The following is a 24,196-nucleotide window of genomic DNA, read 5'->3' as shown; positions in this document are numbered from 1 at the left end:
GAGCCTTACGCCGCCTTGATGCCCCGCGCGACGATGAACTCCGCCTTCGCCTCGTTGATCGCTGCCGTCAGCGCGTCTCGGAGCTCGTCCGTCAGTTCCTTCTTGTTCGCGATGTCGGGCAGGAGCTTCGGGTGCTTGCGCTCGAGGTGCGGGTAGAGGAACTCCTCGAAGGGCCGCACCTGCTCGACCGGCAGGTCGTCCATGAGGCCCTGGCCGCCGGCGAAGATGATGGCGATCTGTCTCTCGATCGGCAGCGGGGCGTACTGCCCCTGCTTGAGCAGCTCCACCATGCGCCCGCCGCGGGCCAGCTGCTGGAGCGTCGCCTTGTCGAGGTCGGAGCCGAACTGCGCGAAGGCCGCGAGCTCGCGGTACTGGGCGAGGTCGAGACGGAGCTTGCCGGCGATCTGGCGCATAGCCTTGATCTGCGCCGATCCGCCGACGCGCGAGACCGACAGACCCACGTTCACGGCCGGCCGCATGCCCGAGTAGAACAGGTCGGACTCGAGGTAGATCTGGCCATCCGTGATCGAGATGACGTTGGTTGGGATGTAGGCCGACACGTCTCCCAGCTGCGTCTCGATGATCGGCAGCGCCGTCAGCGACCCGCCGCCCAGCTGGTCGTTGAGCTTGGCCGCGCGCTCGAGGAGCCGCGAGTGGAGGTAGAAGACGTCGCCCGGGTATGCCTCGCGTCCCGGCGGCCGGCGCAGCAGTAGCGACATCTGCCGGTAGGCCGTAGCGTGCTTGGAGAGATCGTCGTAGATGCACAGCGCGTGGCGGCCCGAGTCCCGGAAGAACTCCGCTATGGCGCAGCCCGTGTACGGCGCCAAGTACTGGAGCGCCGCCGGCTCCGACGCCGAGGCCACGACGACGGTGGTGAAGGCCATGGCGCCTGTGTCCTCGAGAACTTTCACGACCTGTGCGACCGTGGAGCGCTTCTGGCCGATCGCCACGTAGAAGCAGAAGACGTCCTGCCCCTTCTGGTTGATGATCGTGTCCACGCCGATGGCGGTCTTGCCCGTGCCGCGGTCGCCGATGATGAGCTCGCGCTGGCCGCGCCCGATCGGGATCATGGCATCGATGGCCTTCAGTCCCGTTTGGAGCGGCTGCTTGACGCCGGCCCGGTCAACGACGCCGGGGGCGTAGCGCTCGAGCGGCCGGAACTCCTTGGACGCGATCGGGCCCTTGCCGTCCACAGGCTCGCCGAGGGCGTTGACGACGCGGCCGGTCAGCGCCTCGCCGACGGGCACCTGGGCGATGCGCTTCGTGCGCGTGACGGTGTCGCCCTCCTTGATGAGGATGTCGGAGCCGAGCAGCACGGCGCCGACGGTATCCTCTTCGAGGTTCAGCACGAGACCGAAGACGTCGCCCGGGAACTGGAGCAGCTCGCCGGCCATGGCGCCCTGGAGTCCGTAGATGCGGGCGATGCCGTCGCCCACCTCGATGACGCGGCCGGCTTCCTTGAGGTCGACCTCGGCCTCGTAGCCCTGGAGCTGCCGCTTGATGATCTCGCTGATCTCTTCCGCCTTGATCATGCTATCCCCTCACCAGCCGCTCGCGCATGCGCGCGAGCTGCCCGTCGAGACTGCCGTCGAGAATGAGACTGCCGACCCGGGCGACAAAGCCGCCCAGGAGATTCGTGTCCACGGTTTCCTCGAGGATGATCTGCTTGCCGAGCTCGGTCTGGAGGCGCCGGGCGAGCTGGTCCTTCTCGGCATCGGTCAGCGCCACGGCCGTCCTGACCTGGGCGCGAACCCGGCCGAGGGCGGCGTCCGCGAGGTCTTGATAGGCGGCAACGATGGCCGCCAGGTGGTCCAGGCGGCCGCGCTCGGCGACGAGCGCCACGAAGTCCTGGACGAGCTTGCCGCACCCCGCCCGCTGGGCGAGCGTCAGGGCGGCCGCGCGACGGTCCCCCGGCTTGATCCACGGCCGGGCGAGCACGTCGACGGCCTGGCGGTTGGCCTGGAAAACGTCGAGAAGGGCGGCGAGCTCACGTCCCGCGGCTTCCCCTGCCCCGGCTTCGGAAGCCGCCGCGTGCAGCGCTTTCGCGTAGCGGCGGGCGGTTCCCTCCTGGGCGCGCATCGGAGCTAGTTCTTCTGGCCCATGCGAGCGAGGGCGTCGTCGACGACGCGGCGGTGATCGGCGTCGTTGAGGCTCTTCTTGATGAGCCGCTCGGAGACCGCGATGGCGAGGTCGGCAACCTCCTGGCGAAGCTCCTGGCGCGCGCGGCGGACGTCCTGGTCCATTTCCTGCCGCGCGCTGGCGACGAGGCGTGCCGCCTCGGCGCGCGCCGCGTCGACCAGGCGCCGCTGCTCGTCGGCCGCGTCCTTGAGGGCCGTGGCGCGGATGCCCTGCGCCTCGGCGTGCGCGGCCTGGATCTTCGCGGCGAATTCGTCCCGCTCCTTCCGGGCCTCGGCCCGCGCCGCCTGGGCTTCGTCGAGCGATTTCTGGATGGCCTGGGTGCGCTCGTCCATCTTCGCCAGGAGCGGCTTGTAGAGCAACTTGGTCAATAGGATTAGCAGGATGAGGAAGTTGACGGCCTGGATGATGAGGGATTTGTCCAGGCTGATGAGCCCGCCCTCTCCCCCGCCTGAGGCGAAGGCTACTGCAGGCACGAGACCCGCGAGGACGCATGCGATGGCCCAAGAGCGTGCGAAGGCTATGCTACGACGCATCGTGAATTCTCCGGCTGCGAGATATTGTGAAATAAGGGACAAACGTTAGACGTGTATCACGCCGAGAGGAAAACTGTCAAGCGGCTTCGTGGCTTCGGGCCGCGATAACGCCGCCGCCCACGACGAGGTCGCCCTGGTAAAAGACGACCGATTGACCCGGCGCCGGCGCCCACTGGGGCGCCTCGAATCGCACTAGGACCCCCTGCCCGCAAGGCCTGATGGTCGCGGGAGCGGGCTTGTGGCGGTGGCGAATCTGGGCCGTTACCTCGAGCGGGCCCTCGAGCCCGTCGATGGCGATCCAATTGACCTGCTCGGCCACGAGCGTGTCCACCTCGACCTCCCGCGCCTCGCCCACCACCACCGCGTTGCGCGCCGGATCGAGCGCGGTGACGTAGAGCGTGCGCCCAGTCGCGAGCCCCAGGCCGCGGCGCTGGCCAACCGTAAACGCCGCCAGCCCCTCGTGCTGGCCGAGCACGCGGCCACCTCCATCCACGATCGGGCCTGGTCTGAAGGCCTGCGGGATTCGGCGACGGAGAAAGCCCCGATAGTCGTCGTCCGGGATGAAACAGATCTCCTGACTCTCAGCCTTGTCGGCGGTGACGAGTCCCAGCGCTCGCGCGCGGTCGCGTACCTCCGCCTTGGTGAGGTCGCCGACGGGAAAGCGCGCGGCGCCGAGCTGGGATTGCGAGAGCGGCCAGAGAAAATCCGATTGGTCCTTCTGGGTGTCGACACCGCGCCAGAGAAGATGGCGGCCCGTCGCCGGATCATGCGTGATCCGCGCGTAGTGCCCCGTTGCGACCGCCACCGCGTCCCAGGCGCGGGCGCGCGCGAGCAGCGAGCCGAACTTGACCTCCCGGTTGCAGACGGTGCACGGCACGGGCGTCCGGCCCGCCTCGTACTCGCGCGCGAAGTCGTCGATCACGGTGCGGTCGAACTCCGCCTCACTGTTCAGGAGGTAGTAGGGGATGCCGAGCCGGCGCGCGACCTGGCGCGCGTCGTCCACCGTCGCGGGCGAGCAACAGCTGCCGAAGCGCTGGGACGCCTCCGTGGCCGGCTGCCACGGCCACACGCGCAGCGTGACGCCCACCACGTCGACGCCCTGCTCGACGAGGACCGCGGCTGCGACCGAGGAGTCGACGCCTCCCGAGAGTCCGACGACGATGCGCTCGGCCATAAATTCAGTCTACGCGATCTAGCCGCGGCGGCCGGTGATCAGCTCGGTCAGGCGCTCGAGGTCCTCGGCCGAGGTGTACGTGATCTCGATGCGCCCGGCGCGTTCGCTTCCGACCAGCCGCACGCGCGTGGCGAGGGTCTCCCGCAGCGAATCCTCGAGGGCGGCGATCTCCGCCGAGCGGCGCCCGGCGCGGCGCGGCGCCTGACGCTGCTTGCGCTGGACGCCCTCCTCGGTCGCGCGGACCGACCAGGAGTGGGCGAGGATCTCCTCGCGGAGCTTGAGCTGCTCGGCAGGGGAGGCGAGCGAGAGGAGGGCGCGCGCGTGGCCCATGGTCAGCCGCCCCGCGCGAAGATCGGCCTGAATCAGCTCGGGGAGCTTGAGCAGGCGCAGGCAATTGGCGACGGTGCTGCGGTCCTTGCCGACGCGCTGGCCGAGCTCGTCCTGCGTCCACGCGAACTCGGTGAGAAGACGCTGATAGGCTTCCGCCTCTTCCATCGGGTTGAGGTCCTCGCGAAGCAGGTTCTCGACGAGCGCCAGCTCAAGCGTTTCAGCATCGGTGGCTTCACGGACCACGGCCGGGATGTGACTCAACCCGGCCATCTTTGCAGCTCTCCATCTCCGTTCGCCGATGACGATCTCGAATTGCTGACCATGCCGCCTTACAACCACAGGCTGGAGAACACCGGAGCGCTTCACTGACTGCGAAAGGTCACGTAAACCCTTATCATCAAAGGCTTTTCTTGGCTGTCTTGGATTGGCGACTATGCTGTCGATTGGTAGTTCCTGGACCATGGATGCCCCTGTCTCAGCGGCTGGGCCAGGGGAGGAGGACAAGAGAGCTCCGAGGCCTCGTCCCAAGCCATGCTTAGCGTTCATGGGCAAGAACCTCCTTGGTCAACTCGAGATAGGCTGTTGAGCCCGGGGAGCGGAGATCGTAAAGCATGATGGGCTTGCCGTGGCTTGGCGCCTCGGTGATCCGTATGTTCCTCGGGATTATCGTCTGCATGACCTGGCTTCGCAGATGCCCCTGGACCTCGCTCTTCACCTGGGATGCCAGACTTGTTCGGCTGTCGAACATGGTGAGAACGACCCCTTCAATCTCAAGGTTCGGATTGAGCTTCTCCTTGACTAGGCCGATAGTGCGAAGGATATGGGCCAAGCCTTCCATCGAATAGTACTCGCACTGGAGTGGCACTAAGGCCCGGTCAGCTGCGGTCAGGGCATTGAGGGTGAGCAGGCCCAGGGAAGGGGGGCAGTCGATGATGATGAAATCATAGCTTCCCTTGACGGGCGCCAGCGCCTGCTTCAGCCGCTTCTCGCGGTCATCCGCCGCTACCAGCTCGATCTCGGCCCCCACGAGGTCAATGTCGGAAGGTACCAGCCCGAGAAACTCTAAATCAGTCCCGATTCTGGCATCCTCGATCCGCACCCCTTCAAGGAGGACGTGGTAGATGGTCCGCTGGAGCCCGGCCTTGTCTACGCCCAGCCCCGTCGTCGCGTTGCCCTGGGGATCAAGGTCAATGAGAAGTGTCCGCCGCTCTGCCAGACCGAGCCCAGCGGCGAGGTTCACAGCGGTAGTCGTCTTTCCCACTCCGCCTTTTTGGTTCGCTACCGCGATAATCCTGCCCAAAAGGCCTCCCCACGGTGTTCCACGTGAAACAGCCCAACCCTCGTTCCACGTGGAACAATAACGAAGCCATCAACGAGAATCAATCGCCCTTTGTCCCCATGAAGAACGTCCTAGACATGCCTATCTTGGGAAACTCGGCCCTCTTCCACTCCGACTGGCCCTTCCACATGACCTTCGACAGGGCAGCTCCAACAACTGGAGGACCCGAGGCAAGGAGGCTGCCCCCGGGCCTCAAGTAGGTCATCGCTGTCTCGATCAGCTCCACCCCAAGACCTACCGCTCTGGTCAGTACAAAGTCAAATTTTCCTTCTAATTCAGGTACTTCTATCACTATATCCTCGGCTCTTCCATGGCACACCACGATGTCCGACATGCCGAGCTCACGGGTAAGAGCATGGAGGAAGGACACCGGTTTGCGCTTCGATTCGATAAGAGTGAGCGACAAGCCCGGCTCCACCATGCGAAGGGGGACGCCCGGAATCCCCGCTCCCGCTCCGATGTCCAGGACTCGAAGCGGCCCCTTAGGCAGGAACGCCCTGAAGAGCAGCGAATCGAGAAAGAGCCCTCGCCCGATCTCCGCCCGCGTCTTGAGCGCCGTGAGGTGATGCGTCCGGTTCCAGAGGATCAGCAGATCGGCGTAGCGCCCGAAGGCGTTGCGCTCCACCAGCGTCGCGGCTCTGCCCAGGAGAACAGGGAAGGCCTTGAAGAGTTGCTCGAGGGAGTCGGTCGCCGGGCGGGCCACGCGGTTACTGGAGCGGCCCCGCGGCCAGCGCCAGGCTCACGCCTTCTTCTGCGCGCGCGCGCCGGGCTTGGCGGGCGCTCCGCCGCGCTCCATGTAGCGCTGCTGGGCGATCTGGAACACGTTGGAAAGCGTCCAGTAGAGGACCAGCCCCGACGGCAGATTGAGGAACATGAAGGTGAAAACGACCGGCATGAGCAGCATCATCTTCGCCTGGCGTGGATCACCCATCGTGGGCGTCATCTTCTGCTGGACGAACATGGACACGCCCATGAGGATCGGCAGCACGTACGTCGGGTCCTGAGCCGCCAGGTCGCAGATCCAGAGATCCATACCGAAGAGCCGGCCGAAGCAGATGAACGGGGCGTTCTGCATCTCGACAGCCACGGAGAGCGCGACGTAGAGGGCGTAGAAGACGGGGATCTGCACGACCATCGGCAGGCATCCGCCGAGCGGATTGACCCTATGCTCCCGGTAGAGCTCCATGGTTTCGCGCTGGATCCGCTGCGGGTCGCTCTTGTACTTGGAGCGCAGCGCGTTGATCTGCGGCTGCAGCGCCTGCATCGCTTTCATCGAGCGCAGGCTCTTGATGGTCAGCGGGAAGAAGATCACCTTGGTGAGCACGGTGAGCAGGACGATGGCGACGCCGTAGTTGTGCGTATAGCCATTGAACCAGCGCAAGAGCCATAGGATGGGGACGGCGATCCACTCCATCGGCAGGCCGCCATAGCTCTGGGGCAGGGGGAAACCGCCGAAATGGACCGCCTTCTCGAGCCCGAAGCCGAGGGCCTTCAGCCGGTCATATTCCTTGGGGCCGACATAGACGAGCACGCGCCCGTCCCAGCTCTTGCCGGGCTCAAGAGTGGGAAGCGCGGCCCGAACGGCGACCAGGGCGGTGTCACCAGTTTTGCCCTCGGCCAGCTTGAATCCCGGCGTCTGGGGCACGAGCGCGGCCAGGTACCATTCGCTCTCGAGGCCGATCCACTGGCCGTCGTCGATGAGGTCCGCGATCTTCGCGATGTCCTCGTGCACGGCATGTCCATTGACCGCCCGCACGACGCGCGTCGGGTGCTGCCCCTGGAATTTCTGCGTGACGTCCTTCGGCCACGTGAGCGGCGCGCTCCACCCGATGACGATCTCCGCGGCCTGCGCGGCGCGGCCCCGGTTCTCGACGCGCAGCACTCGCTCCACGTCGTAGCCGTCCGCGCGGAAGCGAAGCGTCTCGGTGATGCGGAGCCCGAAGCCGTCGTCTCCCACGAGCGTGATTTCGCCGCGTGCCGCGGCCCGGCCCAGGTCCAAGGCCTCGGGGGACAGCGAGAAATCCACGATGCGCGGCGGCTGGCCGGCGCGCTCGATGGTGATCCCTCTCGGCCCCATCTGGCCCGGCACGATCATCGGCTTGAGCCCCCGGTAGTCGAGCTCCCAGGCGCTCAGGTCTCCGCCGCGGCTCGAGACCTGGGCCTTGTACAGCGGCCCGTCCACCCGAGCCGTCCGGAGCGGCACTGCCGCCACAGGCACGGGCGACGGCACTGCGGCCGCTGCCGGGGTCGACGCCGGGACTGGAGCAGGAGAGGCGACAGGCTTCGGTCCGGGCGCCTCCGCCTTGGGAGGCGGCGGAGTCTCAGGCGAGTGCATGAAGAACGTCTGGTACGCGATGAGGAGCCCCGCCATCAGCAGGGCTGCGATGATCGCTCGCTTCTCCATCAGGCCCGCGTCTTCTTCAAGATCGACGCCCCTCACTCGGGCGTGTCAGCGCATCGGGCGGCGGATCATACCCGCCCGGATTGAAGGGATGGCATCGCGCGAGACGCCGCAGCGCCAGCCAGCCTCCCCGGATGACTCCGTGGCTGGACAGCACCTCGCGCGCGTACTCCGAGCAGCTCGGCTGAAAACGGCAGGCGGCTGGCAGGAGCGGCCGCAGCAGCAGCTGATAGCCCCGCACGACCCCGCAGGCGATGCGAGCGCCGACGCTCATTCGCCAGCGTTCCGGCTCGCGGCCGCGTGCGCGTGCGCCATCTCGGCCCGGAGCTCGTCGATCGGCGCCTCGAGTGCCCATGCGCGCGCCACGAAAACCGCGTCCACACCACGCAGCTTCGCCGGCCCGAGCCCGCGGTACGCCGCGCGGAGCCTCCGCCGCGCGCGGTTGCGCCGGACGGCGCCCCGGATCTGCCGGCTCACCGCGAAGCCTGCGCGCGCAGGACCGCCGCGCGGCACCCACAGAAGCACAAAGGCGCGCCGCTCCTCTCGCCGGCCCTGCTGAAAGACCGCCTGGATCTCACTGGCGCGCCTGAGGCGGGCATCCCGGGAAAGTCCGAGCGCCCCGACGGCTCGGCTCACAACAGCACCGTTAGACGGTGAGACGCTTGCGTCCCTTCGCGCGGCGGCGCTTGAGGACCTTCCGCCCGCCCGGTGTCTTCATCCTCTCCCGGAATCCGTGCGTCTTCTTCCGGCGGCGCTTGTTCGGCTGGTACGTCCGCTTCATGGAGAAACTCCTTCCGTCGGTCGTTGAACCCGCGTAGTGTACTGACGGCCCTCTGGCAAGTCAAGGCACGGACCCTCTTGCGAGCGTGTTTCGCGATGTGGTAACGTGCCGTCCTCTCGCTTCCCGCGATTTTCGGAATGGCCGGAGACACGCCGGGGAAGCGGCTCGCATCACGTGAGGTTGCTGCTGCGCTTTCATCCGAACCAGATGACACGTAGGCTGTCGGCTTCGCTTGCTTCGCTCGCAACACACCGCGGTCACGGTAGCACCCTCCGTTATCCACACCTGTGGATAACTCTGTGTGTAACTCATTTCAGCCCCGTTCCCGTGCGACTTTAGCGATGCTCGAATCCCTGTGGAGCCGCATGCTCATCGCCTTGGCGACCAAGGTACCCCCGGCGGCGCTCGACTCATGGCTCCGCCCATGCCGGCTGACGGCCGTCGAGGGCGACCACATCAAGATAGCCGCGCCGAACACGTACACGCGCGACTGGCTCCACCAGCACCACACCGAATCGCTCCAAGCCGCGGCCCGCGAAGTCCTCGGCGGCAACCCGCGCGTCTCGCTCGACATCGACCGCGAGGCTCCTTCTCCCGCCGCCGAGCCGAATGAAAGCGCGCCGCCCGTCGCGGCACCGGGTCTCTCCGTCCGCTACACCTTCGACTCGTTCGTGGTCGGCAACTCGAACCAGTTCGCCCAGGCCGCTTGCCAGGCCGTCGCCGAGCTGCCGTCGCGCGCCTACAACCCGCTGTTCATATACGGCGGAGTGGGTTTGGGCAAGACCCACCTCCTCCACGCGGTCGGTCACCAGATCGCCCGGCTCTATCCGCATCTGCGCCTCCTCTACCTCTCGTCGGAACGCTTCACCAACGATCTCATCAACGCCATCCGCTACGACAGGACGGCGGAGTTCCGCGCCAAGTACCGCACCATCGACCTGCTCCTGATCGACGACATCCAGTTCATCTCGGGCAAGGAGCGGACCCAGGAAGAGTTCTTCCACACGTTCAACGACCTCTACGAGGCCCGCAAACAGATTGTCGTGTCCTCCGACTCGGCGCCCAAGGAGATCCCCGACCTCGAAGAGCGCCTCCGCTCGCGCTTCGAGTGGGGCCTGATCGCCGACATCCAGCCGCCCGACTTCGAGACGCGGGTCGCGATCCTCAAGAAGAAAGCGGAGATCGAGCGGGTCCGCCTCCCGGACGACGTCGCCTACCTCATCGCCGGCCGCATCAAGGCCAACATCCGAGAGATCGAAGGCTCGCTCACCCGGATGATCGCCTTCTGCTCGCTCTCCGGCCGCGACATGAGCGTGGAGCTCGCCCAGGAGGTCCTGGCCGATCTCTGGGGCGAGGAGGAGCGCGTCATTACCATGGAGCACATCCAGCGGAAGGTCGCCGAGTTCTTCGGGATCAAGCTCTCGGACATGCGCGCCAAGAACCGCACCAAGTCGGTTGCTTTCCCGCGCCAGATCGCCATGTACCTCTCGCGCCAGCTGACTCACTCGTCGCTCAGCGATATCGGGCGCGCCTTCGGCGGTAAAGACCATACGACAGTCATCCACGCGGTCTCCAAGCTTCAGCTCCTGATCCAGGAAGACCCAAAGCTCAAACAGACCATCGACGCGCTCACCCAGGGGATTACCCTGTGATCCACCGTCGTCCCCATGGTCCGCGCGGCGTTGTCCACCGAGCCGTGGATGGTTCATCTTCTGGCGTATCAGCCCCTTGCGCGTCGTCCACAGCGTCCACCGCCACGACGTCTACTATGACGACGACCTTCTCTCTTTCTTCCTCCAACAACGGAGATTGACATGGAAGTCCATGTGGACCGGGATGCCTTCCTCAAGGGTCTCCAGATGGTTCACAACGTGGTTGAGCCTCGGCAGACCTTGCCGATTCTGGCGAACGTGCTGCTCGAGAGCGAAGGGGAGACGCTGCGGCTGACCGCGACCGACCTCGAGGTCGGCGCGCGGGTTTCGGTGCCGGCCAAGGTTCCGTCGGCCGGCTCGATCACGCTCTCGGCGCGAAAACTCCTCGAGATCGTCAAGGAGCTGCCGGCCGCGCCGCTCACCTTGAAGGTCCAGGACAATGCGTGGGTCGCGCTGCGGTGCGGCGGGGCCTCGTACAAGCTGGTCGGCCTGAGCGCGGCGGATTTCCCGGCCGTGGCAACGGGGGCAGCGGCGGCGGCGTGGATCACGCTCGACGGCAAGCTCTTGCGGGATATGCTGGCGCAGACGATCTTTGCGGTCTCACACGACGAGAGTCGCTACGCGCTGAACGGGGTGCTCTTCGCCGTGCAGGAACGTGAGATCAGGATCGTAGCCACGGACGGCCACCGGCTCGCGCTGGCGGTGCGGCCGTTGGCGAGCGCGGGGGCGGCAGTCTCGGGCATCGTGCCGCGCAAGGCCGTGCAGGAGATCGCGCGCATCGTCGGCTCCGGCGAGGACGTCCAGGTGGCCATCAGCGAGAACCAGTTCATCTTGCAGATGCCCAACGTCCTCCTGATGGCGCGGCTCATCGAGGGCACGTTCCCGAACTACGAGCAAGTCGTTCCGAAGGCGCATCCGCATCGGATTACGGTCTCCCGAGGCGCGTTGACGGCGGCGCTCCGGCGGGTGTCGGTGCTGTCGGAGGAGCGGACCAAGCCCGTGAAGTTCACGCTTTCCCCGGGGTTGCTGAAGCTCACCGCTTACAGCCCGGATTTCGGCGAAGCCGAGGAGCAGATGGAGGTGCCGTACGCAGGGGAGGAGATGACGATCGGATTTAATTCGCGCTACGTGCTGGACGCTCTGGGCGCGCAGGGGGCGGAGCAGGTCGTGATGGAGCTCAAGGACGGATTGAGTCCCGGAATTATCAAAAGCTTCGAGGAGGAAGGATCGCTCTGTGTTATCATGCCTATGAGAATTTGACATTCTCATGGGGGCAGAGATCGGGTGCTCATCCAGTGGATTACGATCGCTGAATTCCGTAGTTATCGTTCTCTCTCCTTCAGTCCCGCCCCCGGCCTCAACGTCCTGAGCGGACCCAACGCCCAGGGGAAAACCAATCTCCTGGAGGCGATGGGGCTCCTGCTCGTGGGACGCTCCTTCCGCGGCGCAAAGCCTGCGGATCTTCTCCGCTGGGGAGCCGACGGGGCGTCGCTGAGCGGAGCCGTGGTGCGCGGCAATGTCATGCGCGAGATCCGGCGCGGCGTCACGCAGCGCGAGGACGGCGGGTGGGTCGTGACGGGCGAGGGGTGCCCGTGGGCGCGCGCCATCCCCTTCGGCTGGCAGGATCTGGCCATTCTTACCGGCGGACCCCAGGCCCGGCGGAACTTTCTCGACGGCTTTGCGGCCAAGGTTCATCCGGCGCATGCGGCGGCCCACAATCGCTACCGGCAGATCCTGGGGCGGCGCAACCTCCTCCTCCAGCGCGGGCAGTATGAGCAACTCCAGCCCTGGGACGAGCAGTTGGCGAAGACCGGAGTCGAAATCCTCGCGCGGCGGCGCCAGGCCGTGGCCGCCCTCGAGGGCGAAGTCGCGAGCCTCTATCCGGAGCTGGCGGGGACGGACCAGACGGTCCGACTCGAGTATCGGTCCGCGCTTGGTTCGGCGGCGACGGAAGGGGAGTTTCTCGAAGCGCTGGCGGCGCGCCGTGAAGACGAGATGCGCCGGCGGTCTACCCTCGTCGGACCGCACCGGGACGATCTCGCGGTGGAGCTGGACGGTCACGACATGCGGAATTTCGGCTCGCGCGGCCAACAGAGGCTCCTGGTGCTGGCGCTGCGCCTGGCCGAGGCCGGGCCGGTGGAGGTCGCCGTCGGGAGCCCGCCCGTCCTGCTGCTCGACGATGCGCTGTCCGAGCTCGATCCCGACGTGCAGGGGCGCGTGCTGCGGCACGCCACCCGGAGCGGGCAGGTCTTTCTGACGACCGCGGAGCCGGGGCTGCCCGAGGCGGGCGGCGCGGCATGGTGGGACGTGAAAGGGGGCATCGTGGCTGAATCCATGGGCGCAGTTGTCGGGGGGACGGCGTGAGCGCCGAAACCTATACCGCGAGCGACATCAAGGTCCTCGAGGGGCTCGAGGCCGTCCGCAAGCGCCCAGCCATGTACATCGGGGACACGGGCGCCTACGGGCTCCATCACCTTGTCTACGAGGCGGTGGACAACGCCGTGGACGAGGCCATGGGCGGCTACTGCGACAGCATCAAGGTCATTCTCCACTCCGACGGCTCGTGCTCGGTCGGCGACAACGGGCGCGGCATCCCGGTGGACACGCATAAGGAGACGGGCAAATCGGCGGCCGAGGTGGTCCTCACGGTGCTCCACGCCGGCGGCAAGTTCGAGCACTCCGCGTACAAGGTGTCGGGGGGCCTGCACGGCGTCGGCATCTCGGTGGTCAACGCGCTCTCCGAGTGGCTCGAGCTCGAGAGCCGGCGGGGCGGCAAGGTCTGGACGCAGCGCTACGAGTATGGCGCGCCTCAGGGCGACCTCGCGCCGGGCGAGAAGACCTCGAAGCACGGCACCGTCATTCGCTTCAAGCCCGACGTGAAGATTTTCGAGGAGACCGCGTTCTCCTTCGACACGCTGTCGAACCGCCTGCGCGAGATGGCCTTTCTCAACAAGGGCCTCAAGATCGTCATCGAGGACGAGCGCGATGAGCGCACGCACACGTTCCTCTACAAGGGCGGCATCATCGAGTTCATCAAGCACCTGAACCAGAACAAGACGCCCGTCCACCCCAAGGTGCTCTTCTTCGAGGGCAAGAAGGACAACATCGAGGTCGAGGTGGCGCTGCAGTACAACGACGGTTACCAGGAGAGCGTCTTCTCTTTCGCCAACAACATCAACACGCGCGAAGGCGGGACGCACCTGACGGGCTTCCGCGCCGCGCTCACGGGCCAGATATCGACCTATGCCCAGGCGCAGGGCTACCTCAAGACATTCAAGGGAGCGGTCACGGGCGATGACGTGCGCGAGGGTCTGACGGCCGTCGTCTCGGTGCGCATCCCGGATCCACAGTTCGAGGGGCAGACGAAGAGCAAGCTCGGGAACTCGGAAGTCAAGGGTCTGGTCCAGCAGATCGTCAACGACCGGCTGGCCGAGGCCTTCGAGGAAGACCCGACGACGGCGAGGAAGATCGCCGACAAGTGCGTGCGCGCGGCGCAGGCGCGTGAGGCGGCCCGCAAGGCGCGGGAGCTCACGCGCAAGGGCGGGCGCGACGACGAGGGGCTGTCGGCCAAGCTCGCCGACTGCTCCGAGCGGGATCCACAGTTCCGCGAGATCTTCCTCGTGGAGGGCGACTCGGCCGGCGGCTCGGCCAAGCAGGGACGCGACCGGAAGGTCCAGGCCGTGCTGCCGCTGCGGGGCAAGATCATCAATGCCGAGAAAGCGCGCTACGACAAAGTCCTCTCGCACCAGGAAATCCGGCTCCTGATCTCGGCGTTGGGGACGGGAATCGGGCCCGAAGAATTCGACATCTCCAAGCTCCGCTACCACAAGGTCATCCTGATGACCGACGCCGACGTGGACGGGGCGCACATCAGGACGCTTCTGCTGACCTTCTTCTTCCGTCACATGGTGGCGATCATCGAGGCGGGACGGCTCTTCATCGCCCAGCCGCCGCTCTTCAAGGTCAAGAAGGGTAAGGCGGAGCGGTATCTGATGAGCGAGCGCGAGATGGAGGAGTTCCTTCTCTCCCAGTGGGTTGAGAAGGCGACCGTGAAGATCCCTGGCAAGACCCAGCCGCTCAAGGAGGAGGCGCTGCTCGAGGCCCTCAAGCGCGCGCTTGAGTTCCGGAGGCTCTTCGCCAAGTTCGCGCGCCGCGGCGTGCCCCCGGCCATCCTCGACGGGCTGCTGAGGAAGAAGTTCAAGGGCACCAAGCGCGGCGTGGGCGACACCGAGATCGGCGCGGCGGTCGCCGAGGTCGCGGGCGAGATCGAGGGATGGAGCGCTCAACTCGTCGGCGGCGACAATGGCGACGCCGCGGTCATCCACGTCGCCGGGTCGCAGCCGGTCGCGTTCAGCCCGGATCTGCTGAAGTCGCCGGACTACGGACAGCTCTTCGAGTGCCACGGCGAGATCGCGGCCCTCCACAAGGGGCCGTGTACCGTGGTGGACGACGGCGGCAAGGAAGTCACCACGCGCACGCTGGAAGAGCTCATCGGGACGATCATGGGTTTCGCCAAGGAAGGGGTTTCGCTCCAGCGCTACAAGGGGTTGGGCGAGATGAACCCCGAGCAGCTTTGGGAGACGACCATGAACCCCGAAAAGCGCACCCTCCTCAGGGTGACGATGGACGACGCGGTCGGGGCCGATGAGATCTTCACCATCCTCATGGGCGACGCCGTTGAGCCGCGGCGCGCGTTCATCGAGAAGTTCGCCCTCGACGTGGTCAACCTCGACATCTAGCCTCCAAAGACCCGCATGAGCCCAGAGCGCCTGACCCCGGTCCCGATCGAAGAGGAGATGCGGAAGTCGTACCTCGACTACGCCATGTCCGTCATCGTCGGCCGGGCGCTGCCCGACATCCGCGACGGCCTCAAGCCGGTACACCGGCGCGTGCTCTACACCATGAGCGTGCTCGGGGTGGCCTGGAACCGGCCCTACAAAAAATCGGCGCGCATCGTCGGCGATTGCATGGGCAAGTACCACCCGCACGGCGACTCGGCCATCTACGAGACGCTCGTGCGGATGGTCCAAGAGTTTTCGCTTCGCTATCCGCTGGTGGACGGGCAGGGGAACTTCGGCTCGATCGACGGCGATCCGGCCGCGGCCATGCGCTACACCGAGGCACGGCTGGCCAAGATCGCCCACGAGATGCTCGCGGACATCGACAAGGACACGGTCGACTTCGTCCCCAACTACGACGAGAACGAGCAGGAGCCCGTTGTCCTCCCGACCCGGATCCCGAACCTCCTCGTCAACGGATCCTCGGGAATCGCCGTCGGCATGGCGACCAATATCCCCCCGCACAATCTGACGGAGATCGTGGACGCGCTCGTCATGCTGATCGAGAACCCCGACGTCACGGTCGACGACCTGATGAAGGTCATCCCGGGGCCGGATTTCCCGACGCGCGGCTTCATTTACGGCCGGGCCGGGATTCGCGAGGCCTACACCACCGGGCGCGGCATCATCACGCTGCGGGCCAAGGCCCACGTTGAGAAGCTGCGCGGCGGCCGCGAGGCCATCATCATCACCGAGCTGCCCTACCAGGTGAACAAGGCTACGTTGATGGAGAAGATCGGCGAGCTCATCCGCGACAAGAAGATCGAGGGCGTTTCCGAGCGCCGCGACGAGTCGAGCCGCGAGGGAATCCGCGTCGTGCTGGAGCTGGGGCGCGGGGATATGCCGCAGATCGTCATCAACCAGCTCTACAAGCACACGCAGATGCAGACGACCTTCGGCATCATCATGCTGGCGCTGGTCGGCCGGCGGCCGCTAGTTGTCACACTCAAGCAGATGCTGACCGAATTCATCTCCTTTCGCCGTGAGGTCGTCACGCGGCGGACGAAGTACGATCTCGCGCGTGCGGAAGAGAAGGCGCACATCCTCGAAGGCCTTCGCAAGGCCATCGATCAGCTGGACCTCGTCATCCGCCTGATCCGGCAGGCGGAGCATCCGGAGGCAGCGAAGGACGCCCTGATGCGGCGCCTCGACCTGTCCGAGATCCAGGCGAAGCACATCCTCGACATGCGCCTGCAGCGGCTGACCCAGCTCGAGCGCCACAAGATCGTGGAGGAGCACGAGCAGACGCTGGCGCTCATCGCCGACCTCAAGGGCATCCTGGCCTCCGAGCAGCGGCTGATGGGCATCATCACGGACGAGCTCGCGGCGCTCAAGAACGACTTCGGCGACGATCGGCGCACGGAGATCCTCGAAGAGACGGCGGATCTGACGATCGAGGACCTGCTGGCCGACGAGGAGATGGTCGTCACGATCACGCGCTCCGGCTACATCAAGCGGACGCACGTGGAGGCGTACCGAAGCCAGAAGCGGGGCGGCAAGGGCGTCACCGGCATGGAGACCAAGGAGGAGGACATCGTCGAGGACCTCTTCGTCGCCTCGACGCACGCGTACCTCCTCTTCTTCACGAACAAGGGCAAGGTCCACTGGCTCAAGGTCCACGAGATCCCCGAGGGCGGCCGCCAGGCGAAGGGCAAGGCCATGGTCAACGTGCTCTCGCTCGCCGAGGGGGAAATGGTCGCGACGTGCGTCCCCGTGCGCGACTTCGCGTCGGGCGGCTACGTCTTCTTGTCCACCAAGCGCGGGACGGTCAAGAAGACCGAGCTCGTCGCCTTCTCGCATCCGCGGGCGGGCGGCATCCTCGCCATCGACCTCGACGAGGGCGACGAGGTCATGGCCGCGCGGCGTACCGACGGTCGGCGCGAGGTCCTGCTCTCGACCAAGGTCGGCATGATCATCCGCTTCCCCGAGGAAGACGTCCGGCCCATGGGGCGGACGGCCGGCGGGGTGCACGGGATCGACGTTGACGAGGGCGACCAGGTCATCGCCGCCGAGGTCGTGCAGGAAGGCGCCACCGTGCTCACGATCACCGAGCGCGGCTACGGCAAGCGCACGCCGCTCGACGAGTACCGGCTGCAGGGCCGCGCCGGCAAGGGCATCATCGACATCAAGACCGAGGGGCGCAACGGCTCCGTGGTGGGGATGCTGCAGATCCGCGAGGGTGACGACATCCTGGTCATCACCACCAACGGCAAAATGATCCGCATCCACGGCGACGACATCACGAGCCAGGGGCGGAATACCATGGGAGTCCGCATCATCGACCTGGACGCCGAGGACCGCGTGGGCAGCGTCGCGCGCGTCGAGGCAGAGCAAGTAGCGGCGCCCGAGTCATAGCGTCACCCCGATCGGGGGCACGAGGCCGCCTGCGGGCGGCCTCTTTTGTTTCACGAGAGTTCCCCTCTCCCCTTAGGGGAGAGGGCGGCAGTTCGAGCTGAGACGCGGCTACCGAGCCGTAGGCTCGGAGAGCGGCGAGGCGAGGGCTGAGAAAAGTGAGGGGGCTTCAGACGTGCTGGACATCAGGCTGATCCGCGAGAATCCCGAGGCCGTCGAGCGCGGCCTGGCGGACCGTGGCGGCGCCGAGCTGATCAGGCCCGTCCTCGCCCAGGATGCCGAGCGCCGGCGGCTCGTGCGGGAGAGCGAGGACCTGAAGGCGCTTCGCAACAAGGCCTCGGAGGCGATCGGCCAGGCCAAGCGCCGCGGCGAGGATGCCGCCGCCGCGCAGGCGCGCATGCGGGAGGTGGGTGAGCGGATCAAGGCGCTCGAGGCTGAGCTCAAGACCGTGGACGCGGAGATCGAGCGCCTGCTCCTTCAGATCCCGAATCTGCCCGACGCGTCCGTTCCCCCCGGGCAGACGGAGGACAAGAACGTCGAGGTCCGCCGCTGGGGCGCGCCGCGCGAGTTCGGGTTCGCGCCAAAGCCCCACGAGGAGATCGGCGAGGCGCTCGGACTCATGGACTTCGAGCGCGCCGCGCGGATCGCCAAGGCCCGCTTCGTCGTGCTGTGGGGTCCGCTCGCCCGCCTCGAGCGCGCGCTGGCCGACTTCATGCTCGATCTGCACACCCGCGAGCACGGCTACACCGAGGTCTGGGTGCCGCACCTGGTGAACGCCACGACGGTGCAGAACAACGGGCTCCTGCCCAAGTTCGAGGAGCAGCAGTTCAAGACCGTCGAGCCGGATGAGGACCGCACGCTCTATCTCATCCCGACGGCTGAAGTGCCGGTGACGGCGCTCCACACGGGCGAGACGCTGCCGGAGGGGACACTGCCCAGGCGCTACGTGTCCTTCACGCCCTGCTACCGGCGCGAGGCCGGCACGTACGGCAAGGACATGAAGGGGATGATCCGCCAGCATCAGTTCGACAAGGTCGAGCTGGTCAAGGTGACGACGCCGGCCCAGTCGCCCGCGGAGCTCGAGGGGATGGTCGGCAACGCCGAGGAGGTGCTCAAGCGCCTCGAGATCCCGTATCGCGTGGTGCTCCACTGCGCGGGCGACATGGGGTTCCAGGCGACGAAAAGCTACGACGTCGAGGTGTGGCTGCCGGGACAGGGGAAATACCGCGAGATCTCCTCGTGCTCGGACTGCGGCGCCTTCCAGGCGCGACGCGCGGAGATCCGCTACAAGCCGGACGGCGGCGGGAGGCCCGAGTTCTGCCACACGCTGAACGGTTCGGGACTGGCCGTGGGACGCACGCTGATCGCGGTCCTCGAGAATTACCAGGAAGCCGACGGCTCCGTGACGGTGCCGGCGGCGCTCAAGCCGTACATGGGCGGGTTCGAGCGGATCGGGCCCGCGTGATTGTGCTGCGGAGGGGTGGCCGAGTCTGGTTTAAGGCGCCGGTCTTGAAAACCGGAATCCCGCAAGGGGTCGGGGGTTCGAATCCCTCCCCCTCCGCCAATTATCATTTGTCATTCATCCTCAACATGGCATCCTCAACCTGGCCAAGCCATGTTGACCGTGGGCGAGAGCATCGTTGGGCGCTCACGACGTGACGGACACCTCCACGATGGACGCGGGTGCGCTTCCGTTCGGCTTCACAACGAGTTGGCGGCCATGGAAGGCGCGGAGCGAACTGCGGTGCCCGATGCTGAGCACGGCCGTGCCGCGCAGGCGGTCACGGACCAGCTGGTAGAGCCGCGTTTCCGCGGCCTCGTCCACCGCGGAGGTTGCCTCGTCGAGGAAGAGCCAGTCGGGTTTCTGAACGAGGGCGCGGGCGAAGGCGATTCGCTGCTGCTCGCCCGGGGAAAGCTGCAGCGCCCAGTGCCCGGCCTCGTCGAGGCGGCCGGCGAGCTCCGGCAGGCCCACCGCTTCGAGCGCCTCGCGCAGGACCTGGTCGTCCAGTTCTCCCGCGGGCAGTTCTCCCGCGGGCAGCCCCGCCGCCGGCGTCGGATAGCTGATGACCTCTCTGAGTGTCCCGATGGGCAGATAGGGCTTCTGGGGCAGGAATAGCATGGGGCCCAGCGGGACACGGATCTCGCCTCGACCGAACGGCCAGATCCCCGCGATGGCCCGGATGAGCGTGCTCTTTCCGGCGCCGGACGGTCCCGAGAGAAGCGCCGATTCGCCGCGCGCGAGCGCGAGATTCACGCCCGAGATGAGCGCGGTGCCTCCGGGCAGGGCGAGGTCGACGTTCTCGACGGCCAGCGTGGGCGCGTCGCCGGCCTCGCGCCGGATTCCGTCGCGGGCGCCGGCCTGGGCGCGCACCCGGTCGAGCGCCTCCTCGAAGCCCACGAGCCGCTGGACCACCGAACGCCACTCGGCGATGTCCGTGTACGACGACACGATGAACGACAGGGAATCCTGAACCTGGCCGAATGCCGAGGCGGTTTGCACGAGCCCGCCCAGGGGAATCTCGCCCCGGAAGTACCGAGGCGCCGCCACCACGAAGGGAAAGATGATCGCCGCCTGGCCGTAGCCCGCGGTGAACCACGTCAACCGTTTCTGCTGGCGCATGATGTCCCACCAGTTGCGGACCACCGAGCCGAAGCGGGTCCTGAAATTCCGCAACTCGTCGGGCTCGCCGTGGTACAGGGCCACGCCCTCGGTGTTCTCGCGGAAGCGCACGAGGCCGAAGCGGAAATCCGCCTCATATCGCTGTCGGTCGAAGTTCATGCGTACCAGGGGCCGGCCGATGCGGTCGGTGAGCCACGTGCCGACGATCGCGTAGAGGAGGGCTGCCCAGACCATGTAGCCGGGGATGGTGACGAGAAAGCCGCCGACGGGCAGGGTCACCGCGCCGGAGAGGCCCCAGAGGATCGCGAGGAAGGAGACCAGGGTGACCACGGCGCGCATGCCCCCGATCGCGAGCACCAGCGTGCCGGTCACGAAGAGCCGCAGGTCCTCGGCGATGCGCTGGTCCGGGTTGTCGGTCTCGCCGCCGGCGAGCTGCATGCGATAGTACGCCGTGTCCCTGAGCCACTCCCCGAGGTACCGCTCGGTCAGCCAACGCCGCCAGCGAATCTGGAGCATCTGGTTCAGGTAGAGCTGGTACACGGCCACGATGATGTAGCTGCCCGCCAGCCACGTGAAGCGGAAGAGCTGCTGGACGAAAACGTCGTAGTTCTTGTCCTGGAGCGAGTTGTAGAAGGTGTTGTTCCACTTGTTCAGCAGCACGTTGATGAAGACGATGCCGAGATTCAGCGTGACGACGGCCAGGAGCAGCCCCCAGGCCGCCCAGCGGTCCTCGGAGAACCAGTACGGCCGGGTTAGCGCCCAGGCGTTCTTGAGCAGTCGGCGGAGGCGACTCATGGTGGGTTCTCCCGGCTGGTTGGGGTTCATTGGGCAAGCATAGGCTGAGATGGAGGTTCTGGGTAGTCGCTGGGTCGCGAATGCCTTATACTCTGTGGGCTTGACTGTACGGAGAGGTGGCCGAGTCGGCCGAAGGCAGCCGCCTGCTAAGCGGTTACAGGGGCAAAACCTCTGTCCCGGGTTCGAATCCCGGCCTCTCCGCCAGACGCGCCCTTAGCTCAGTTGGATAGAGCGTCGGACTACGAATCCGAAGGCCAGAGGTTCGACTCCTCTAGGGCGCACCATCGCGGGCAGGGGGACGGATGTCCGTCCCCCTGCCCATGACCAACGTGGCGGGAATGGACACGACCGAAGCCGAGGATGCGCGGCGCATGGGGCTGGCGCTGGAGGAAGCCCGGCGCGCCGAGGCGGCCGGCGAAGTGCCGGTGGGCGCCGTGGTGGTGCTGGACGGCCGGGTCATCGGCCGCGGGCACAACCGGGTGATCGCGGCGTCCGACCCGACCGCGCATGCGGAGATCGTCGCGTTGAGAGATGCGGTGCAGGCGGTTCGCAACTACCGGCTGGCCGGCGCCGAACTCTACACGACGGTGGAGCCGTGCCCGATGTGCTGCGGCGCCGCACTCAACGCGCGCGTCGCGCGCGTCGTCTACGGCGCGGCGGATCCGAAGGCGGGCGCCGCGCGGACGCTGTACCGGCTGCTGGACGACCCGCGGTTGAACCACCAGGTGACGGTGGTGGCCGGGGTGCGAAGCGCGGAGTGCGGAGCGCTCCTGAGCGGGTTCTTTCAAAAGAAAAGAGCGTAAGTGGCGCGGAGGGGTGGCCGAGCCCGGTTGAAGGCGTCCGACTCGAAATCGGATAGGGGCGCAAGTCCCTCGGGGGTTCAAATCCTCTCCCCTCCGCCATTAAATTTCGGTTTTTGATTTTGCACCTCGAGGCGCCTGCGCTCCGCGAAGGCGCCCGAGGGTCGGGGAGTTCCGTCGTGAGATGGCCTTTATCGGGGAGGGGTGGCCGAGTGGCCGAAGGTGCGGCACTGGAAATGCCGTGTACGGGCAACTGTACCGTGGGTTCGAATCCCACCCCCTCCGCCATTATTTTGGTTGTGAAGCGTCCGAGGTCACGTCGGTTGGCGAGAAGAGCCCAGATGCGAGGCGGCGCCGGAAGGCCGCACGCGAGGCGTAGTCTCTCAACGTTGAGCGTGCGGCCGACGGCGCCAACGAAGCAGATGGGCCCTTATCGGCAGCCGACAAAGGTGGGCCGTGCTAGACGGGGAGGTAGCGGTGCCCTGTAACCCGCAATCCGCTATAGCGGGGTTGAATTCCCTCTTGAGGGCCGTTCGTGTCGAATGAGCCTCGCGGGACGGTGTTGAAGGTTGGGCCCCACGCAACGAGCCGCGTCGAATCCCGCCAGACCCGGAAGGGAGCAACGGTAAGGCGTTTCGCTCGTGTGCCGTGGGAGTACCTGACCGGAGCCGGCTCCGCTTGGAGATCGCGGGACGGGCGGTTCGATGGCGGGTGCACGGTCTTGATTGGCTCCGGGGGGGAGCGAGCAACGCTCCTCCCCCGGCCCCCCCCACCGCTCTTGATCAATTGGTTCCGGGGGGGAGCGAGCGCCGCTCCTCCCCCGGCCCCCCCCACCGCTCTTATTGAGCAACGGGGGGGAGCGCATCCTGCCGCTCCTCTCCCGTATTCCCCCCCACCAGGGGATCTTGCACTCTCGTTGCTCCGCAGTGGATTCGAGCCGTCAACGCGGCAACTCTGCGCCCAATGAGCTATCAGGTGCTGGCGCGGAAGTGGCGGCCGCAGGTGTTCGCGGCCGTCGTGGGGCAGGATCCAGTCACGCGCACGCTGCAGAACGCGCTGGCGTCGGGCCGCGTGGCGCATGCGTACCTCTTCACGGGCCCTCGGGGCGTCGGCAAGACCACGACGGCGCGTCTCCTGGCCAAGGCGCTGTCGTGCACGAATCGCACCGGGCCCGAGGCCTGCGGCGCCTGCCCCTCCTGCCTGGACTTCGTCTCGGGCGCCCCGATGGACGTGATGGAGATCGACGCCGCGTCGAACACGGGCGTCGACGACATCCGCACGCTCCGAGAGAACGTCAAGTACGCGCCGGCCCGCGGGCGCTTCAAGATCTACATCGTGGACGAAGTCCACATGCTCTCCGGCCCGGCGTTCAACGCCTTCCTCAAGACGCTGGAGGAGCCGCCGGCCCACGTGGTCTTCGTGCTTGCCACCACGGATCCGCGCAAGATCCCGGCGACCGTGCTCTCGCGCTGCCAGCGCTTCGACTTCCGGCCCATCCCCCCTGAGCTGCTGACAACGACGCTGACGGAGATCCTGACGAAGGAAGGCGTCCGATTCGAGCCCGGCGCGCTGCCGCTTCTCGTACGCGCGGCCGAGGGCAGCCTGCGGGACGCGCTGTCGCTCGTCGACACGGCCATCGCCTACGGCGGCGGCGCGCTCGACGAGTCGAGCGTGGCACGCCTCCTCGGCTCCTCCGCGCCGGTCCACGTGCGCGGTTTCCTCGCGGCGCTCCTGGCGCGCGACGGTGCCCGCGCGCTCGAGGCTATCGACCGCGCCGCGCGCGACGGAGAAGACCTTGCCTGGCTCTGCCGCGAGGTCGTGGAAGCGGCGCGCCGGACCCTCGTCATCAAGGTCTCCCCCGACGCGCCGTTCGCCGATCTCACGGCAGCCGAGCGCGACGCGCTCGCGGCCACCGCCGAGCCGGTCAGCGCCGACGAGCTGATCTATCTCCTGCGCGCCTTCATGGAGGCCGACACCGAGATGCGCCGCTCGCCGCACCCGCGGGTCGAGCTCGAGATCGCAGCCGTGCGCGCGGCGCGCCGGCCCCAGCCCCAGGCCATCGAGGCGCTGATCGCGAAAGTGGACGAGGCGGTGAGCCGGCTACGGGGCGCACCCGCCGCGCGGCCCGTGGCAGCCCAGCCGAGCCTGCTCGATGCGTCAGCAAAGCGCGTCGCCGTACCCCCGCCGGTCTCCGGAGCGAGCGCCCCCACATCCCCCGCCCTCGCGCCCGCGCCACCGAAGGAAGCGCCGGCGGAGCCCGCGGCGGATCTCGGAGAGGGATGGGCCCGCGCGGTGGAAGAAATTCTGAAGAAGAAGGCGCTCCTGGGCTCGGTCGTCCAGCACGGCGTGCCGCTGAGGCTCGAGGGCCCCGTGCTGACCATCGGGCTCGTCGCGAGTCCCTTCCACCGCGAGATGTTGAACGACCGCGCCAACCGCGAGATC

20 protein-coding genes, 5 tRNA genes and 1 other RNA gene are annotated in these 24,196 nt (G+C 66.9%); 14 read left to right on the top strand and 12 right to left on the bottom strand.

Annotated features, from left to right (window positions below; genetic code table 11):
• Positions 1 to 5: 5 nt before the first annotated feature.
• From atpA to rpmH, 11 genes are all read right to left on the bottom strand, one after another.
• Complete coding sequence (gene atpA / locus Q7W02_22745) at positions 6 to 1,532, bottom strand: F0F1 ATP synthase subunit alpha (protein MDO8478957.1); 1,527 nt, start codon at positions 1,530 to 1,532, stop codon at positions 6 to 8.
• Position 1,533: 1 nt separating this feature from the next.
• Complete coding sequence (gene atpH / locus Q7W02_22740; protein ID MDO8478956.1) at positions 1,534 to 2,079, bottom strand: ATP synthase F1 subunit delta; 546 nt, start codon at positions 2,077 to 2,079, stop codon at positions 1,534 to 1,536.
• A 5-nt stretch (positions 2,080 to 2,084) separates the two neighbouring features.
• Entirely contained in the window at positions 2,085 to 2,672 is a 588-nt protein-coding gene (gene atpF, locus Q7W02_22735; GenBank protein MDO8478955.1) for a F0F1 ATP synthase subunit B, read from the bottom strand.
• Positions 2,673 to 2,748: 76 nt separating this feature from the next.
• Entirely contained in the window at positions 2,749 to 3,846 is a 1,098-nt protein-coding gene (gene mnmA / locus Q7W02_22730; protein MDO8478954.1) for a tRNA 2-thiouridine(34) synthase MnmA, read from the bottom strand.
• Positions 3,847 to 3,864: 18 nt separating this feature from the next.
• A complete protein-coding gene (locus tag Q7W02_22725) occupies positions 3,865 to 4,638 on the bottom strand; it encodes a ParB/RepB/Spo0J family partition protein (protein MDO8478953.1) in 774 nt (257 codons plus the stop codon).
• A 73-nt stretch (positions 4,639 to 4,711) separates the two neighbouring features.
• Positions 4,712 to 5,476 (bottom strand): AAA family ATPase, encoded by a 765-nt coding sequence (locus Q7W02_22720; protein ID MDO8478952.1) that lies wholly within the window; start codon positions 5,474 to 5,476, stop codon positions 4,712 to 4,714.
• A gap of 79 nt (positions 5,477 to 5,555) precedes the next feature.
• Entirely contained in the window at positions 5,556 to 6,218 is a 663-nt protein-coding gene (gene rsmG / locus Q7W02_22715) for a 16S rRNA (guanine(527)-N(7))-methyltransferase RsmG (protein MDO8478951.1), read from the bottom strand.
• A 36-nt stretch (positions 6,219 to 6,254) separates the two neighbouring features.
• A complete protein-coding gene (yidC, locus tag Q7W02_22710; GenBank protein ID MDO8478950.1) occupies positions 6,255 to 7,919 on the bottom strand; it encodes a membrane protein insertase YidC in 1,665 nt (554 codons plus the stop codon).
• A gap of 16 nt (positions 7,920 to 7,935) precedes the next feature.
• Positions 7,936 to 8,190 carry a membrane protein insertion efficiency factor YidD gene (gene yidD, locus Q7W02_22705; protein MDO8478949.1) on the bottom strand — a complete coding sequence of 85 codons (255 nt, stop codon included), beginning with the start codon at positions 8,188 to 8,190 and terminating at the stop codon, positions 7,936 to 7,938.
• Positions 8,187 to 8,552 carry a ribonuclease P protein component gene (gene rnpA, locus Q7W02_22700; GenBank protein ID MDO8478948.1) on the bottom strand — a complete coding sequence of 122 codons (366 nt, stop codon included), beginning with the start codon at positions 8,550 to 8,552 and terminating at the stop codon, positions 8,187 to 8,189. The genes yidD and rnpA overlap by 4 nt, the downstream gene beginning before the upstream one ends.
• 10 nt (positions 8,553 to 8,562) lie before the next feature.
• Positions 8,563 to 8,697 carry a 50S ribosomal protein L34 gene (rpmH, locus tag Q7W02_22695; protein ID MDO8478947.1) on the bottom strand — a complete coding sequence of 45 codons (135 nt, stop codon included), beginning with the start codon at positions 8,695 to 8,697 and terminating at the stop codon, positions 8,563 to 8,565.
• A 341-nt stretch (positions 8,698 to 9,038) separates the two neighbouring features.
• Here rpmH and dnaA point away from each other — a divergent pair, with 341 nt between their 5' ends.
• The 7 genes from dnaA (at position 9,039) to Q7W02_22660 (ending at position 19,103) form a co-directional block, all read left to right on the top strand.
• Positions 9,039 to 10,349, top strand: a complete 1,311-nt coding sequence (gene dnaA, locus Q7W02_22690) for a chromosomal replication initiator protein DnaA (protein MDO8478946.1) — start codon at positions 9,039 to 9,041, stop codon at positions 10,347 to 10,349.
• Positions 10,350 to 10,511: 162 nt separating this feature from the next.
• A complete protein-coding gene (dnaN, locus tag Q7W02_22685; protein ID MDO8478945.1) occupies positions 10,512 to 11,609 on the top strand; it encodes a DNA polymerase III subunit beta in 1,098 nt (365 codons plus the stop codon).
• Positions 11,610 to 11,633: 24 nt separating this feature from the next.
• Positions 11,634 to 12,713, top strand: coding sequence for a DNA replication and repair protein RecF (gene recF, locus Q7W02_22680; protein ID MDO8478944.1), 1,080 nt, complete (start codon positions 11,634 to 11,636; stop codon positions 12,711 to 12,713).
• Entirely contained in the window at positions 12,710 to 15,088 is a 2,379-nt protein-coding gene (gene gyrB / locus Q7W02_22675; protein MDO8478943.1) for a DNA topoisomerase (ATP-hydrolyzing) subunit B, read from the top strand. The genes recF and gyrB overlap by 4 nt, the downstream gene beginning before the upstream one ends.
• Positions 15,089 to 15,103: 15 nt before the next feature.
• Positions 15,104 to 17,542 carry a DNA gyrase subunit A gene (gene gyrA, locus Q7W02_22670; GenBank protein MDO8478942.1) on the top strand — a complete coding sequence of 813 codons (2,439 nt, stop codon included), beginning with the start codon at positions 15,104 to 15,106 and terminating at the stop codon, positions 17,540 to 17,542.
• Between the two features lie 172 nt (positions 17,543 to 17,714).
• A complete protein-coding gene (gene serS / locus Q7W02_22665; protein ID MDO8478941.1) occupies positions 17,715 to 19,004 on the top strand; it encodes a serine--tRNA ligase in 1,290 nt (429 codons plus the stop codon).
• Positions 19,005 to 19,013: 9 nt separating this feature from the next.
• Positions 19,014 to 19,103 (top strand) — tRNA-Ser (locus Q7W02_22660).
• A gap of 84 nt (positions 19,104 to 19,187) precedes the next feature.
• Here Q7W02_22660 and Q7W02_22655 read toward each other — a convergent pair.
• On the bottom strand, positions 19,188 to 20,954 hold the full coding sequence (locus tag Q7W02_22655) for an ABC transporter ATP-binding protein/permease (protein ID MDO8478940.1): 1,767 nt from the start codon (positions 20,952 to 20,954) through the stop codon (positions 19,188 to 19,190).
• Between the two features lie 110 nt (positions 20,955 to 21,064).
• Here Q7W02_22655 and Q7W02_22650 point away from each other — a divergent pair.
• From Q7W02_22650 to dnaX, 7 genes are all read left to right on the top strand, one after another.
• A tRNA-Ser gene (locus Q7W02_22650) sits at positions 21,065 to 21,158 on the top strand.
• 3 nt (positions 21,159 to 21,161) lie between these two features.
• Positions 21,162 to 21,238, top strand: a tRNA-Arg gene (locus tag Q7W02_22645).
• An 18-nt stretch (positions 21,239 to 21,256) separates the two neighbouring features.
• Positions 21,257 to 21,757, top strand: coding sequence for a tRNA adenosine(34) deaminase TadA (gene tadA, locus Q7W02_22640; protein ID MDO8478939.1), 501 nt, complete (start codon positions 21,257 to 21,259; stop codon positions 21,755 to 21,757).
• A gap of 7 nt (positions 21,758 to 21,764) precedes the next feature.
• Positions 21,765 to 21,856: transfer RNA gene (locus Q7W02_22635), tRNA-Ser, on the top strand.
• Positions 21,857 to 21,952: 96 nt separating this feature from the next.
• Positions 21,953 to 22,042, top strand: a tRNA-Ser gene (locus tag Q7W02_22630).
• 166 nt (positions 22,043 to 22,208) lie between these two features.
• Positions 22,209 to 22,473, top strand: an RNA gene (ffs, locus tag Q7W02_22625) — signal recognition particle sRNA large type.
• A gap of 244 nt (positions 22,474 to 22,717) precedes the next feature.
• Positions 22,718 to 24,196, top strand: a 1,479-nt coding sequence (gene dnaX / locus Q7W02_22620) for a DNA polymerase III subunit gamma/tau (protein ID MDO8478938.1), incomplete at its 3' end; no start/stop codon positions are given.

The sequence above is a fragment of the Candidatus Rokuibacteriota bacterium genome (assembly GCA_030647435.1).
Taxonomy (GTDB): Bacteria; Methylomirabilota; Methylomirabilia; order Rokubacteriales; family CSP1-6; genus AR37.
This window is presented reverse-complemented; position numbering and strand designations above follow the sequence as displayed.

Excerpts from the sequence above, each read along its gene's own strand:
- atpA (MDO8478957.1), bottom strand. The coding sequence starts at position 1,532 with ATGATCAAGGCGGAAGAGATCAGCGAGATCATCAAGCGGCAGCTCCAG.
- atpH (MDO8478956.1), bottom strand. The coding sequence starts at position 2,079 with ATGCGCGCCCAGGAGGGAACCGCCCGCCGCTACGCGAAAGCGCTGCAC.
- atpF (MDO8478955.1), bottom strand. The coding sequence starts at position 2,672 with ATGCGTCGTAGCATAGCCTTCGCACGCTCTTGGGCCATCGCATGCGTC.
- mnmA (MDO8478954.1), bottom strand. The coding sequence starts at position 3,846 with ATGGCCGAGCGCATCGTCGTCGGACTCTCGGGAGGCGTCGACTCCTCG.
- Q7W02_22725 (MDO8478953.1), bottom strand. The coding sequence starts at position 4,638 with ATGGTCCAGGAACTACCAATCGACAGCATAGTCGCCAATCCAAGACAG.
- yidC (MDO8478950.1), bottom strand. The coding sequence starts at position 7,919 with ATGGAGAAGCGAGCGATCATCGCAGCCCTGCTGATGGCGGGGCTCCTC.
- yidD (MDO8478949.1), bottom strand. The coding sequence starts at position 8,190 with ATGAGCGTCGGCGCTCGCATCGCCTGCGGGGTCGTGCGGGGCTATCAG.
- rpmH (MDO8478947.1), bottom strand. The coding sequence starts at position 8,697 with ATGAAGCGGACGTACCAGCCGAACAAGCGCCGCCGGAAGAAGACGCAC.
- dnaA (MDO8478946.1), top strand. The coding sequence starts at position 9,039 with ATGCTCGAATCCCTGTGGAGCCGCATGCTCATCGCCTTGGCGACCAAG.
- dnaN (MDO8478945.1), top strand. The coding sequence starts at position 10,512 with ATGGAAGTCCATGTGGACCGGGATGCCTTCCTCAAGGGTCTCCAGATG.
- gyrA (MDO8478942.1), top strand. The coding sequence starts at position 15,104 with ATGAGCCCAGAGCGCCTGACCCCGGTCCCGATCGAAGAGGAGATGCGG.
- Q7W02_22655 (MDO8478940.1), bottom strand. The coding sequence starts at position 20,954 with ATGAGTCGCCTCCGCCGACTGCTCAAGAACGCCTGGGCGCTAACCCGG.
- tadA (MDO8478939.1), top strand. The coding sequence starts at position 21,257 with ATGTCCGTCCCCCTGCCCATGACCAACGTGGCGGGAATGGACACGACC.